The 12,895-nt window shown below is 46.6% G+C and carries 14 protein-coding genes; 6 read left to right on the top strand and 8 right to left on the bottom strand.

Features of this window, described 5'->3' with window-relative positions; all coding sequences use genetic code 11:
* Positions 1-137 precede the first annotated feature (137 nt).
* The 4 genes from AC5W2J_RS14790 (at position 138) to AC5W2J_RS14775 (ending at position 4,673) form a co-directional block, all read left to right on the top strand.
* Positions 138-923 (top strand): SDR family oxidoreductase, encoded by a 786-nt coding sequence (locus AC5W2J_RS14790; RefSeq protein WP_496060230.1) that lies wholly within the window; start codon positions 138-140, stop codon positions 921-923.
* 124 nt (positions 924-1,047) lie between these two features.
* Positions 1,048-1,719 carry a TVP38/TMEM64 family protein gene (locus tag AC5W2J_RS14785; protein WP_496060229.1) on the top strand — a complete coding sequence of 224 codons (672 nt, stop codon included), beginning with the start codon at positions 1,048-1,050 and terminating at the stop codon, positions 1,717-1,719.
* A 327-nt stretch (positions 1,720-2,046) separates the two neighbouring features.
* Positions 2,047-3,009 carry an L-lactate dehydrogenase gene (locus AC5W2J_RS14780; RefSeq protein ID WP_496060487.1) on the top strand — a complete coding sequence of 321 codons (963 nt, stop codon included), beginning with the start codon at positions 2,047-2,049 and terminating at the stop codon, positions 3,007-3,009.
* 35 nt (positions 3,010-3,044) lie between these two features.
* Positions 3,045-4,673, top strand: coding sequence for an L-lactate permease (locus AC5W2J_RS14775; protein ID WP_496060228.1), 1,629 nt, complete (start codon positions 3,045-3,047; stop codon positions 4,671-4,673).
* Positions 4,674-4,733: 60 nt separating this feature from the next.
* Here AC5W2J_RS14775 and AC5W2J_RS14770 read toward each other — a convergent pair whose 3' ends face one another.
* The 5 genes from AC5W2J_RS14770 to AC5W2J_RS14750 form a co-directional block, all read right to left on the bottom strand.
* Positions 4,734-5,711: a ring-cleaving dioxygenase gene (locus AC5W2J_RS14770; protein ID WP_496060227.1), complete on the bottom strand. Its 978-nt coding sequence runs from the start codon at positions 5,709-5,711 to the stop codon at positions 4,734-4,736.
* Between the two features lie 106 nt (positions 5,712-5,817).
* Positions 5,818-7,113, bottom strand: a complete 1,296-nt coding sequence (locus AC5W2J_RS14765) for an acetamidase/formamidase family protein (RefSeq protein WP_496060226.1) — start codon at positions 7,111-7,113, stop codon at positions 5,818-5,820.
* A 172-nt stretch (positions 7,114-7,285) separates the two neighbouring features.
* Entirely contained in the window at positions 7,286-8,341 is a 1,056-nt protein-coding gene (locus tag AC5W2J_RS14760; RefSeq protein ID WP_496060225.1) for a polysaccharide deacetylase family protein, read from the bottom strand.
* A gap of 257 nt (positions 8,342-8,598) precedes the next feature.
* On the bottom strand, positions 8,599-9,165 hold the full coding sequence (locus AC5W2J_RS14755; RefSeq protein WP_496060224.1) for a DUF4256 domain-containing protein: 567 nt from the start codon (positions 9,163-9,165) through the stop codon (positions 8,599-8,601).
* 47 nt (positions 9,166-9,212) lie between these two features.
* Positions 9,213-9,698 (bottom strand): VOC family protein, encoded by a 486-nt coding sequence (locus AC5W2J_RS14750; protein ID WP_496060223.1) that lies wholly within the window; start codon positions 9,696-9,698, stop codon positions 9,213-9,215.
* A 105-nt stretch (positions 9,699-9,803) separates the two neighbouring features.
* Here AC5W2J_RS14750 and AC5W2J_RS14745 point away from each other — a divergent pair, with 105 nt between their 5' ends.
* Positions 9,804-9,962 (top strand): hypothetical protein, encoded by a 159-nt coding sequence (locus tag AC5W2J_RS14745; RefSeq protein ID WP_496060222.1) that lies wholly within the window; start codon positions 9,804-9,806, stop codon positions 9,960-9,962.
* 104 nt (positions 9,963-10,066) lie between these two features.
* The gene (locus tag AC5W2J_RS14740) at positions 10,067-10,426 is read left to right on the top strand and encodes a SpoIIAA family protein (RefSeq protein ID WP_496060221.1); all 360 of its coding nucleotides are present in this window, start codon (positions 10,067-10,069) and stop codon (positions 10,424-10,426) included.
* 43 nt (positions 10,427-10,469) lie between these two features.
* On the opposite strand, the gene AC5W2J_RS14735 is transcribed toward AC5W2J_RS14740, so the two are convergent.
* The 3 genes from AC5W2J_RS14735 to AC5W2J_RS14725 all read right to left on the bottom strand — a co-directional run bounded on the left by AC5W2J_RS14735 (position 10,470) and on the right by AC5W2J_RS14725 (position 12,766).
* On the bottom strand, positions 10,470-10,934 hold the full coding sequence (locus AC5W2J_RS14735; RefSeq protein WP_496060220.1) for an NUDIX domain-containing protein: 465 nt from the start codon (positions 10,932-10,934) through the stop codon (positions 10,470-10,472).
* A gap of 144 nt (positions 10,935-11,078) precedes the next feature.
* A complete protein-coding gene (locus AC5W2J_RS14730) occupies positions 11,079-11,648 on the bottom strand; it encodes a flavodoxin family protein (protein WP_496060219.1) in 570 nt (189 codons plus the stop codon).
* Between the two features lie 260 nt (positions 11,649-11,908).
* Positions 11,909-12,766, bottom strand: a complete 858-nt coding sequence (locus AC5W2J_RS14725) for a YusW family protein (RefSeq protein WP_496060218.1) — start codon at positions 12,764-12,766, stop codon at positions 11,909-11,911.
* Positions 12,767-12,895 lie beyond the last annotated feature (129 nt).

Genomic DNA, 12,895 nt, shown 5'->3' with positions numbered 1-12,895 from the left:
CGTGCAATATTCATTCTGCATCAGCAGCCTCCGCCATATTTATGTCTAAGCCTGGAGGCGTATTTTCATCGTGTTTTGGATAACGGATATACGGGAACCCTATTTAGACGAGCTTGACTACGAAAGGGGATTTTTAAATGAGTAAAACGATATTTATTACAGGGGCAGGAACCGGCCTTGGAAAAGGCACGGCGATTGGCCTGGCCAAGAAAGGCCACCATGTGATTGCCGCTGTTGAGATTATTTCGCAGGTAACGAGCCTTCGTGAAGCGGCGGATGCGGCCGGCGTTAAGCTGGAAGTAATTAAGCTTGATGTGAAGAGCAAACGCGATCAGCAGCTGATCGAGGAATATGATTATGATGTATTTGTAGCCAATGCGGCGATCGGCGAAGGCGGTCCGATTTCGGAAATTCCGGTGGATCGTGTGCGTGAGGTATATGAAACAAACGTATTCAGCACCTTGGAGAATGCCCAGATTGCAGCGAAAAAATTCGTAAACAAAAAACAGGGCAAAATTATCTTCCTCAGTTCTATCGTCGGTATTGTAGCGATGCCTTACCTCGGCGCCTACAGCTCCTCCAAGCATGCCATCGAGGCAATAGCCAAAACGATGAAAGCAGAGCTTGAAGAATTCGGTGTCCAGGTAGCTACAATTAATCCAGGTCCTTTTGAAACAGGATTTAACGACCGGATGTTCGAAGAAAAGTGGAAATGGTACGACGAGAAGGAAAAATTTACAAAGCGGTCTTCCATTGAAGAAACGGAGACTATTCTGGACCAACAGTACGATCCGGAAGACATGATCAGCAAAATGGTGGAAGTTATTGAATCCGACCACCATGCCTTCCGTACAGCCCATCCTCAGGAAACAGAAGATACGATGAAGCAGACTGAAAAAGATAAATGGGAAGAGCGCGTATAACCCAGTAATATAAAACGATGCCGGCTGTAAACCGGCATCGTTTTTTTATAGCGGGTCTTTCTCTTTGCCAGCCCTGTTTATATTCAGTACAGTAGGAGTAGATGATTTCCAACGGGGGTGGCTTATGGCACTAAGGCGAATTGCAGTACTTCTTTTTTATGCGGGACTGTTTTGGCTCATTTATCAATACGGCGGGTCTCTATACAACTGGCTTCAGGTGAACAGCCGGGATTATTTCTTTTTAACCGCAGGGGCAGCTGTTCTGTTTTCCCTGTTTCCGATTATTCCCTATCCGATTATCGGGGGCATTATCGGCGCGGCTTACGGAGCGGTTCTCGGCTCGCTTCTCGTCTGGTTCGGCTCTGCAGCGGCTTCCATTATTATGTTTTTACTCGTCCGATATGGATTTCAGGACGTGGGACGGCGCATCATTAATAAATATGCGGCCCTGGAACGTATAACGGTGCTTTTTGAAAAAAATGCGTTTTTTACGCTGTTTGTCACCCGGCTGATTCCGGTTATTCCAAGCATCATCGTGAATTGTTACGCGGCATTAAGCAGAATCCGGCTGCTTCCCTACGCCGTCGCTTCTTCGCTCGGTAAAATACCGTCGATGATTCTGTTTGCAACAATCGGCACACTTATCACGACGAACCCTTCCCAGCTTCTTTATGCCGCACTGGTGTATGGGGTGTTTCTGATCGTGTTCTACCTGGTCTACCGCTGGTTTAAAAAGCGGGCAGCCGCGGAAGCCATACTTAATAAACCACCGAAACAAAATCCTCCCGCCTCTTAAATACATGCTTATAAGAAAAGCCGTCCGGGGCACCCGGGCGGCTTTTTTGCCGTGTCCTTATAGAAGTACATTATTATTGGATATTAATTTTCTAAATATTATGTTATTTTTAACCCATCCCCTGCTGACGCATCCTTTATTTCCAAAAAAGGGAGGCATGCCATGATGAAACCACACGTTCTCCGCTTTTCTGCCGTTACTTTATTTTTTCAAAAAAAACAGAAAAAAATTCAAAAAAATCCCTTGCTAAAGTTTGTGAAATAATGCACAATTAACTTGTGAAGTAATTCACATAAGAAATAATGAGGAGTGATTTAGATGGATACAATGAAAAAAGAAAAAGTGAACCGTGTGGTACTAATAGGCGCAGGTCTTGTCGGAAGCAGCTATGCTTTTGCCTTAATTAATCAGGCAATTACCGAGGAACTGGTCATTATTGATGTAAATCAGGAAAAAGCGATTGGGGACGTGATGGATTTAAATCATGGAAAAGCGTTTGCCCCATCTCCTACAAATACATGGTACGGCGATTTCAGCGACTGTAAGGAAGCAGATATTGTCTGCATCTGTGCAGGTGCCAACCAGAAGCCCGGCGAAACCCGGCTCGATCTGGTAGAAAAAAACATGAAGATTTTTAAAACCCTGGTGGATCAGGTTATGGAAAATCATTTTGACGGTATTTTCCTCGTTGCCACCAATCCGGTTGATATTCTGACCCAGGCCGTAAAGATGTTCAGCGGGTTTCCGGCATCCCGTGTAATTGGCAGCGGTACGACGCTTGACACTGCCCGATTCCGTTTTCTTTTAAGCGATTATTTTAACGTATCCGCAAGCAACGTTCACGCTGATGTAATCGGTGAACACGGCGATACCGAGCTTCCTGTATGGAGCAGCGCAACAATTGGCAGCGTGCCGATCACCGACTATTTAAAAACCAACCCAGCCTACAAAACAGAGGATCTGGACAAAATTTTTGAAAATGTTCGTGATGCCGCCTATCATATTATTCAGAAAAAAGGCGCCACCTACTACGGCATTGCAATGAGCCTTGCCCGCGTCACTCGTGCGATTCTAGGTAACGAAAACTGCATTCTTACTGTGAGCGCCTACCTTGACGGAGAATACGGAGCAACAGACGTATATGCCGGCGTGCCGACAATTGTAAACCGCCAGGGCATCCGTGAAGTTGTACAGCTGGCTCTTTCCGAAAAAGAACAGAAGCAGTTTGACCACAGCATAAAAACGTTGAAGGATACGCTGGAACCAGCTGTCAAAAACCTTACTAACTAATTACACTACACCTTACAGAAGAGAGATGACCCTCCATGTGGTACCAGCAGTATGACCCTTTTGGCAATGAATGGATCAGTGCGCTGATCGCGTTTCTCCCTATTCTTCTTTTTTTGCTGGCGATGACAGTCTTTAAAATGAAAGGCGTTTACGCTGCCGCTCTCTCGCTGGCTGTATGTACCGCTATTACTATTCTGTTTTTCGATATGCCGGTGTCCACCGCTGTGTCTGCAGTACTTCTGGGCTTCGGCCGGGCGCTCTGGCCGATCGGCTACATTGTGATTATGGCCGTCTGGTTGTATAAAATTGCAGTGGAAACCGGTAAATTTGATATTATCCGCGGCAGCATCGCTAACATTTCCCAGGATCATCGTTTGCAGCTCCTTCTGATCGGCTTCAGCTTTAATGCTTTTCTCGAAGGCGCCGCAGGGTTTGGGGTCCCGATTGCTATCAGTGCTGCACTGCTGGTCACCCTTGGCTTTAAACCTTTAAAAGCAGCCGGTCTCTGCCTGATTGCCAATGCTGCATCCGGCGCATTCGGCGCCATCGGTATTCCCGTTATTACCGGCGCTCAGGTCGGAGGATTGGAAACATTGGAACTTTCCCGTATGCTCGCCTGGATCCTTCCCGGCATCAGCTTTGCCGTGCCCTTTATTCTTATATTTATTCTTGACGGCCGGAAAGGAGTAAAGGAAGTTCTTCCTGCTCTGCTTGTCGTAAGCGGTACGTATACGCTCGCACAGACCATAACTATTGTGTTTATGGGACCGGAGCTTGCCAATATTCTATCCTCTTTGATCAGCATGGTGGCCCTTGCCTTGTTCCTCCGTATATGGCAGCCTACAACCATTTACCGGGAGCCCGGTGCAGAAGCGCTTCCTGAAAAAGCACACTACAGCTTTAAACAAATTGTCGTGTCCTGGTCCCCGTTTTACATTTTGACTGCGGTTATTGCCGTATGGAGCCTTCCTTCATTTCAGGCTTTGTTTGCAGAAGGCGGCCGATTTGCTTTCACTACTTTAGCCATACAGATGCCGGCTCTTCATCAGCAGGTTATGCAGCTGCCGCCTATTGCCGCCGTTGAAACGGCCATGGATGCGGTTTGGAGCGTGAATCTTCTGTCTGCGACCGGAACCGCGATCTTTGTTTCTATCTTGCTCACAAGTACACTTTTCCCTTCCCTTAATGGCTTTCAGACCATGCGGGTCCTGGGAAAGACGATTAAAGAACTATGGCTTCCCGTGCTGACGATCTGCCTTGTAATGGCTTTTGCGAACCTGTCCAACTATGCGGGCCTCAGCGCCTCCATGGGATTGGCTTTATCCAATACAGGCATGTTCTTTCCATTCGCAAGCCCCGTGCTTGGCTGGATTGGCGTATTTCTGACCGGTTCTGTTGTGAATAACAATGCCCTGTTTGGAAGCCTTCAGGTCGTAACTGCCAACCAAATTGGGACAAGCCCTGCGCTTCTTCTGGCTTCAAATACAGCAGGCGGCGTCATGGGCAAATTGATTTCCCCACAGTCAATTGCTATTGCAGCAGCTGCGGTGCAGCAGACCGGTAAAGAGTCTGAGTTGTTTAAATTCACACTCCGCTACAGCCTTGCTCTCCTATTTGTTGTCTGCCTGCTCACTTTTATCCTTTCTTTCCTCTTTACCACGTAAAACGCAGGATACAATACGAATAAAAAAAGAAGCGGGAGTGTTTTCCGCTTCTTTTTTTACTTATTCCTTTGTAAATTCTTTTGTGCTCCGTACAGTATCTATTGGACGCACCATTTTTTCGATGTCTTCCCGCTTTGGCTCAAGCATAGGCGGAAGTGACAGTTTTTCTCCAAGCGTTTCATACGGCTCGTCTCCCATGAAACCCGGGCCATCCGTCGCAAATTCAAATAAAATATCCGGTGCCACTCTTGTGTATAAGGATTCAAAGAAGTGACGGTTCACGTAGCCGGAGTGCTGAAAGCCAAACTGATCGAGTCTGCTGATCCACTCTTCGAGCATGGGCCGGTCATCGACGCGGAGAGCCGCATGATGGACGGTTCCATACCCCTGGCGGGCCGCAGGAAGAATTACATTGTATTCTACGATAATCTGGGCCCCGTTTCCGCCCTCCCCTGTTTCAAACAAGTGAAAAGCGCCGTCCTGCTCCGTTTCTCGGAACAACAACACCTTTTCCAGTACTTCTTTCATCTGTTTCACGTTATCCACTCTTACATAAATCGGACCAAGTCCGGTAATCGCATGTTCCAGAGGAACCGGTCCGTTCTGCCACGGTGTTCCTGCGGCCACCCCTTCATTCTGTTCATCGGAGACCAGCTCATACTGCTGGTCGTCAAAGTCTGTAAACGCCAATCTTCTTTTTCCGAAGCGCTCTTTTATGCCGTGATGTTTGACGTTCAGACGGTCAAACCGCTTTACCCAGTAATCGAGCGCCTGATCATCCGGCACCCGGAAGGAGGTTTTGGCAATTTCATTTGTCCCGTGCTGCCCTTTCGGAATTCCCGGGAAATCAAAAAACGTCATGTCTGTTCCGGCACTGCCTTTATCATCTGCGAAAAAAAGATGGTACGTCTTAATATCATCCTGGTTCACTGTCTTTTTCACGAGACGCATGCCAAGCACATACGTGAAAAACTCATAGTTTTTCTCTGCACTGCTCGTAATCGCAGTGACGTGGTGCATTCCTGTTAATTCTTTCATCAGTTTCAGCTCCTTGTTTATCTATCCGTTCTCTATAGTACCCTACCCGGTTTCTTCTTCCAACGAATCAGCCCTGACAAAAAAAGAAGCCCGGAGGCTCCTTTTTTCAGCTTCCATACCGTTCTTTGACAAGCGGCAGCAGGCCGTTCGTTTCCAGATAAGGACGTGGCGCCAAGAATGTTACCGTCACGACTCCCGGGTGGCGGCCGATTTCAATCGATCCCGTAATAGTCGAACGATTCATCACTTCCGGCACTTCAATACCAAACAGTTTAGCGGCACGCTCCATGCCATTGGTTGTGGCTTCATTTAAGTCCGCGCCCGTGCCGACAAAGGAAATTGGATAGGATTCTTCCAGCTCTGCCACCCCCCATTCACGGCTTAGCGCCAGCGCTTCCTGTTTCTCCTGCTCGCTGAATGGCTTGGCCAGATAAGGAAGGTCTTCTGTGACCGGCAGCAGCACCGGTCCTTCAAGCGCCAGTCCTTTCATCACATGTACTTCGAGAGTAACGATGCCGGAGACGTCCGTCGTATGGCCGGCGATCTCGCCGTCTCCCTGCATCGCGTGCATGTCCCCTAAATATACGCCTCCACCCGGTACTTTTACCGGACAGATGACTACCGCTCCTTCACGCACCCGGTTAATATCCATATGGCCGTCGGTGCGCTCCTCGAGCTCTTCTTTTGTGACCGCAAACTCGTGTGGTGCCCCAATTAAAAACTGACCGAAATCGCCCGCGTTGTGGGAATCCGGCAGTGCCCGGGAAGGCGTGGTGCCAAGCTGGCCGAGAAACGGACGCAGCCGTGCCATCGCTCCTACCAGATCGTGGGGAGCAAACGTAACGACCGGATTCTGGATCGAGTTCTCCGGGGTGTTCATATATTCTTTGGCGCTGCCTGCAATCTTCTCAGCTGCTTCCTGAGGAAGCGTCAGCCCCATCGTTTTCTGCTGGTTAAATGCTATCGTATAGGCATTCGTAAATACGAATGGCGTAATATCTTCCCCGCACGTATTGCAGCGGACAGCCGTCTGGCCTATGCCATCAATCGTTGTCTCCGGATGCATTGTGCCGCACCCCGGACATTTCACCGCCACAAATGGATCTCCGACAAAACGGCCGTCCACCGGTTTATCGTTTCCGGAAGCCGTTGCTGCCGACGTTACTTCAATCGACTGGATCCGGATGACAATCGCATCACCTTCTTCTGCGCCCTCTACATAAACGGGCCTTGTTACTTCATGCCCGCCCCGCAGAGCCGGCGTAATCATCGGTCCCCAGCAGCCAGGCGCCGTATTGGCAATAATGTGCCCTCCATCTTTTACGATGTATTCCATTTCTCTTGCCGGATCCAGTACCCCATCTGTAAATGTATTAACATACACTGTCTGTTTTGCCTTCATCCCTACCCGCTCCTTCTGCCAAAAGTATATAATAATGAAAAGTAACTATCCTTACCTATTCGCTTTCTGCGGCACATAGTCCTTTTCTTTTACCCAAATCCATTTTGGAAAAAAGAAGCTCCCTTACAATAAACACAAAAATACCCTGTCCTTCAGAGGACAGGGCGTTTTATTATCTCGGTATAGTAAGAACCTGACCGACACGGATCACATTGCTGCTTCCAATCTTGTTGGCTGTTTTAATTTTAGTGACTGTTGTATCATATTTACGGGAGAGGCTGTAGAGGGTGTCTCCTGATTTAACGGTATATTTCACCGTAGTCGCTGGAGTCGTTGGAGCCGGTTTAGCAGGAGTGACTGCTTTGCCGGGAATCACAAGTTTCTGGCCGACGCGGATCACATTTGCATTGGTCAGCTTGTTCGCGCTTACGAGCTGGGAAACGCTCACTTTATACCGGTTGGCAATGCTGTACAGCGTGTCCCCGGCTTTCACGGTATAGGTGGTGCCTGTACCGGCAGGCGGAGTGGAAGCTTTTAATTTCAGCAGCTCGGACACGGTGACGAATTTATATCCCTTTGCTTTAAGCTGCTTGATGATCTCCGGCAGTGCTCCAGGAGTTCCGGAGGCACCTGCTCCGGTATGCATTAATACAATAGAGCCTGGTTGAATATTTTTTACGACACGGTTGGTAATATCTGTTTTGGAGTTACCCTTCCAGTCCACAGTGTCAATGTTCCAGTGGATAGTGTGGGTATACCCTGCATCTCCCACTGCTTTTAATACAGAGGAGTTGGTAGATCCAAATGGGGCGCGGAACAGCGGCTTTGTAGACTTGCCTGTTGTGTTCTTCACAATGGTTTCGGTACGACTGAGCTCATTTCTCATTTGAGCGGCGGTCAGCTTAGTGAAATCCGGATGAGTGTAGGAATGATTGGCCAGCTCATGCCCCTGAGCAGCTATATTGCGAATAGCCTGCGGATGATGATTCGTTCCTGATCCGGTCAGGAAAAAAGTAGATTTGATATTGTTCGCGGACAAAGTATTCAGAATTTTAGGAATATTAGTCCCGTCCGCTCCATCATCAAACGTTAACGCGACAACCTTGCTTGATGTGTTTCCTTTCGTCACATACTGAGAGCTGGCAGCATCACCGGGAGACGCAAACGAAAACAGGGTAACAAACAGCAGAAAGAACACCGCGGCGGCCTTCAACAGTTTGATCCACATGACCCTTCACCTCTTTTATTATTTATGCTAAGGGGCATTAGCATATGTAAAAAAGGAGTATATACTTATATGTGTTTTATAGTTCTATTATACTCCCGCTTGTTAATATATTGTATGTATATTTTTGTTTTTTTGTAATAAATATTTGTCCGAAAGACAGGCCGTTTCAGATACATTTACTGTCGGCGGTTATGCAGGAAAACCTATAAAAAAGAGCCCGCCTGTTATAGCTGAGCCCTAAAACTCCCCACATTTATTTACACTCTCAGGGAACCGCGGAAACCTCTTGCAGTATAATAGGAATCCGCTCCATTATGGTATACAAATACAGTGTCGTAGCGGCGGTCACAAAAGAGGGCCCCGCCGAGCTTTCTGATGGCGGCAGGTGTCTTTATCCAGCTCGATGTTTTTAAATCGACGTTCTCCAGGTGCTGCAGCTGCCGGTACTGCTCTTCTGTTAAAAGATCAATCCCCATAGCCTCTGCCATGTCGACCGCGCTGTTTTCCGGCTTGTACTTTTTCCTTGCCTCCAGTGCTTCGCGGTCATAGCATGTTTTTCTGCGGCCTTGCGGGCTTTCCTTTGCACAATCATAGAACATATACTCATTTGTCGTGCTGTCATAGCCGACTACATCGGGTTCGCCGCCTGTTTTTTCCATTTCATACAGCGCCCATAGTTTCTTTGCATCTGCTTCGAGCTTTGTTTCTACATCAGCCCATTTCATTTCCTCATGCCGGTTCATATGTTCCTCAAATCGGGCTTTCAGCGTTCCCATTAGTTCTTCGCGTTGTTCCAGTGATAACTCTTTCATTGTTTCCGTCATAGTAACCTCCCTTTGTGTTCATTCCCTGCTTGCTCAAGACGAAATGGTCAGGCCTGTTCATATGCCTGCTTTAATTCTGCAATATTTATTTTCTTCATTTGCAGCATCGCTTTCATGACTGCTTCTGCTTTATTCGTATTCTTATCCTGAAGCATTTCCGTCAGCACAGCCGGCACGACCTGCCAGGAGACTCCGTATTTATCCTGAATCCAGCCGCATTGATCTTCTCTGCCCTCCTTGGAAAAATAGTTCCAGTAGCGGTCTACTTCCTCCTGGCTGCCGCAGTCGATGACCATGGAAATAGCGGGAGTAAACGTATGGTAAGGCCCCCCGTTCAGCGCCATAAACTCCTGGCCTTCAAGCTCAAAAACAATAGTTAGTACGTCGCCGGTGTTACCGGGACTGCTGTCATCGCGATAGCTCGTTTCTTTGATTTTACTATTATGGAAAATCTCCAAATAATAATGCGCCGCTTCCTCTGCCTGTCCGTCAAACCATAAGCAAGGAGTGATTTTTTGAGATGCTGTACTCATATCGGTACATACCTCCTTTCTTTTTATTATACTGCGGAAAGTCCCGTCTGTGGTCGAAATCCACTATTTCGTTTATGCTTAATGTATACGTAAAGGAGGGCTTTTATGACCACAAAGCCTTTTCAACTAAAGCTTGCCGTGATGATTGCGGGCATTGCCTGTGCTCTAATTTATTCCAATGTGCTTTATATTGCTGCGGTCTTCTTGATTAACGCCTGGATTGATATTTCTTTTTGGCGGAAACGAAAAAAGGCCGGCGGATAACCCGCTTTTTCCTCTTCTATAGTTGCTGTTTGCGCTGTTTTTGTTTATTCTTTACCAGATTCGGAAATACTAATAGATAGAATAAGATAGAAGGAGATTTTGCTATGTATACCCTGCTTTATACAGAGGACCCCTCTACGATCGCTGTAGAAATTGAAGGAACCGTAACAGAAGAAGATGCAGAACAGCTCGATGATCATGTGGAAGAACATTTTGGAAGCAGCAGCACGTTTAACGTGTTTGTTATATTTACCGAAGTCGATCGTGCTTCTTTGAAACAAATCGTGGAAGGAAGCACATTCAACCAAAAGCGCCGGGACCAGTTCGATAAGTTCGCTATTCTCAGCGACAAAACATGGCTGAAATTTGCGGCTAAAGCAGGCGGCCTGCTCCCCGGACTTTCCATGAAACATTTCGACAAAGATGATACCGATAAAGCCTGGACCTGGCTTCAAGAATCATAACGCGGGACCCCCTTCCTAAGGCAGGAAGGGGGTTCCTTCGTCTTTAGAAAAACGATGCTGCGTGATCAAAATCAGCAAAAAGGGAATCTGGATAAGGAAGCACAAGCTGCGGAATCTCACAGGATGAATAATAAGCAAGCGTCCCTGCTTCCAATGCTCCTGCATCAAGACGCCCTCCCCGTACGACGCATTCAAAACAAAGCATCACATATTCCACCTGATTACCATTTTCATATGTATGCCTGAAATCCTTTCCGGTAAACACTCCCTGCAGCTGTATTGGCTGGACGTTCAGACCCGTTTCTTCCCACACTTTCCGAATTAATGTCTGAGAAGGCGTCTCCCCCGGCTCCATTGCTCCTGTAGGCAGGTCCCACTCCCCGTTTTCTGCCTGATGAAACAGAATATCATTGTTTTCATTACGAATAACTGCCGCTGTACTCGGCATGTATATCAGCTCTGCCCCTACTTTAGCCCGCAGGCTCTCATAGTACTCCAATGCATCCATACGCTTTTCCCTCCATTTATTATTCCTTTTTCTACATTCCATATTCTTCAGTCTACTCCTTCTTTTTCATCATAATTAAATAAAAAGAAAGTAAATCCAAGTCAATAGATTTAATGACAAACCCCTTGAACCGGGAGCACCGGATCAAGGGGTTTTTTTATGAAGAGAAGGTATTGATTTGCTTTTTTCATTCAGCAGCCTGTTCAGCGCTTTGGCCTGTTTAATGGCCCCTTCATTTTTTTCAACATCTTCCGGCTGGCCTGCTTCGGCAATCAAATAGCCATTAAAGTCCATTTCTGCGGCCCGGCAGATATACTTAAACTGCTGTATGATCGGTAATGCTTTCTTATGAGGATAGTCTTTTCCTGTGATGATTAAATACAACTGCTTTCCACGCATGGCCTTCATAAAGTGTCTGAAAGGATCTATTTCATCAACTATCGGCCACCTGTCGACAAAGGTTCTCATTAATTCGGACACTCCATAGCAGTACATCGGAGTAGCAAGTACGAGCACATCGCTTTCAATCATTTGATCAATAATCCGATGGTAGTCATCTTCTCCAGGAGACTGAAGTACTTGATCGCGGCTTTTCATATTATAATCTCTCAAATAAATTTCTGTTACATCCGGCTTTCCTTCAATTACATACTGTGTAAGCACTTCTATGTTTTCAAGTGGTGCTGCGCTTCCGTAAATTACACTGATTTTCAATACTTTTTCCTCCTTTTTTTACCCCTATGGTTATTCATGCATGTAGATGAGAAAACTTCTGTTTTTTCATCATTTTTATCTCTCTTTTCTTTATTTTACCATTTATTCGAATGTTTTGTGTAATTTTATCCATTTTTATGGGCATTTTTTCTTGTTGCAAAAATAATTATTAGTTCTTTAGTCTTTGTTTATCTTTTGCTCTTATTTTATACAGAAAAAAATCCTGCAGGATGGCCAATACCGCCCTGCAGGACCTTTTTTTATTCTTTGTCATGCTTAAACTTCACGGATTCTCCATTTTCATATTCTACATCTATATCAAAATCCTGTACGTCTTCTTCGTTCAGCCCGAGCTCATCAAGTACTTCCTGTTTCATCTCGTCGATCGAGCGATCCATCGTAATGGAAATGTTGTCCAGCAGTGCTTCAGCTTCCTCCACTGCTTCCTGCCCTTCTAATTCTCTTCCATCGCCCTGCTCTATTTCGGCTTCAGGCTCATCTGCTTCATAATCATATTCCCAGTTGTCTCCGTTTGTCAGATCGATGTCCATATCCAGCTCCCGTGCGGAACCAGGATCTCCTCCGCCCGCGGTTTCGTGATCAAATTCAATCGTCTCTCCACCATCATATTCAATTTCGAGATCCATGTCTTCGAGCTCATCTTCAGGCACATCCAGCGTCTCCAGTACTTCCTGTTTCATGTCCATCAGCGGGCGGTCGGTCGTGATATTGATTTGTCCAAGCAGTTCTTCAATTTCAGCTGCTGCCTCGGCTCCTAAAATAGTTTCTTCCCCATCCCGGTCGATTTCCATGTCTTCGCTGTCATCGCGCTCGTATTCATATTCCCATTCTTCATCATTTAAGAACTCAAGGTGAAGGTCAAACCAATATACCCCGGACGCCTGGCCTTCTGTTTCAGCCGCAGAGTCCACCTGTTCTGCTGACTCTTCCTGTTCCCCGGCTGCATCTTCCTGGCCTGCCTGGTCGTCTGCTTCTGATGCTTCCTCCTGGGCGCCCTGTTCTTCACTTCCTGACGATTCCTCTTCCATTTCTACGACTTCATCTCCGCAGGCCGCCAGTAGAAAAACGGCAGATAATCCTACAATTGCTTTTTTCATTTGAAATACCCCCTTTTGTTGTATAGGTGTATCGTATCTTTTCAAAATGAACCTGTCATGAGATGAAGATTAGAATTTGATGAGAAAAAAGAGTCCACGAATAATAGAACCACATCTGTTGTAAATATA

The organism is Sinobaca sp. SA16-1 (assembly GCF_059510515.1).
This window is presented reverse-complemented; position numbering and strand designations above follow the sequence as displayed.